Annotated in this window: 1 protein-coding gene; it reads right to left on the bottom strand. The window is 36.9% G+C overall.

What is annotated here, in order from left to right; genetic code table 11:
- Window positions 1–25 precede the first annotated feature (25 nt).
- A complete protein-coding gene (locus PL85_RS16920; RefSeq protein WP_017044157.1) occupies window positions 26–625 on the bottom strand; it encodes a pentapeptide repeat-containing protein in 600 nt (199 codons plus the stop codon).
- Window positions 626–659: the final 34 nt, after the last annotated feature.

The following is a 659-nucleotide window of genomic DNA, read 5'->3' as shown; positions in this document are numbered from 1 at the left end:
CCGTCTTAAATGCCTTGTTAGGCTATTAATCCACCAATTCAATACCTAAGCTTTCTAATAAGCTCAACGCTTCATATCGTGAAAACTTAGCCTTTTTAACGTTATTTTCTAGTACGTCAATTGAGTATGCTGTTGATTCACTGAAATCAACCCCTTGCAAATTTGTTCTCATAAATAAACTGTGGCTAAAATCACTATAAATCATTATTGAACCTGCAAAGTTACCTTCACGGAAATCAACATCATGCAACTTACATTCATCCAAAACCAATTCATTTAAGGTCAGGCCAAAGAAAGACGAGTCATTTAAAATACAACGCTTAAAACTTAGCTCAAAGTCTGAGTGATAAACTGGCCATGTCGCTTTCGTCCAATCAACGCCAACTAACTTACTGTCTTGAAATTTAAGCTCAAAGAGCTTTGAGTTTGTAAAATCCACCAAACTCAAATTGCAGCGTTCAAATGTGCAGTTTGTAAACTTACATTTCTGGAATTTAACCGCTGAAAAATCGCAGTCGGAGAATTGGCAATCTTCAAACTCGACGTCGCTATATTTCTCATCAGGTGAGGAAAGCTTCTCAAAAGAAACGTCGAAATATTGCTCATTATTTTTTAAATCTGTCATCGTATCCTCTGAATAGCCTAACGCCCGGCTAAGG

It is taken from the genome of Vibrio anguillarum (assembly GCF_001989995.2).
GTDB classification, from domain to species: Bacteria; Pseudomonadota; Gammaproteobacteria; order Enterobacterales; family Vibrionaceae; genus Vibrio; species Vibrio anguillarum.
The sequence above is the reverse complement of the archived record's forward strand: the minus strand, read 5'-3'. Positions and strand labels throughout refer to the sequence as shown.

Bases quoted from the DNA above. Each gene is read 5' to 3' on its own strand.
- PL85_RS16920 (WP_017044157.1), bottom strand. From the start codon at position 625: ATGACAGATTTAAAAAATAATGAGCAATATTTCGACGTTTCTTTTGAG.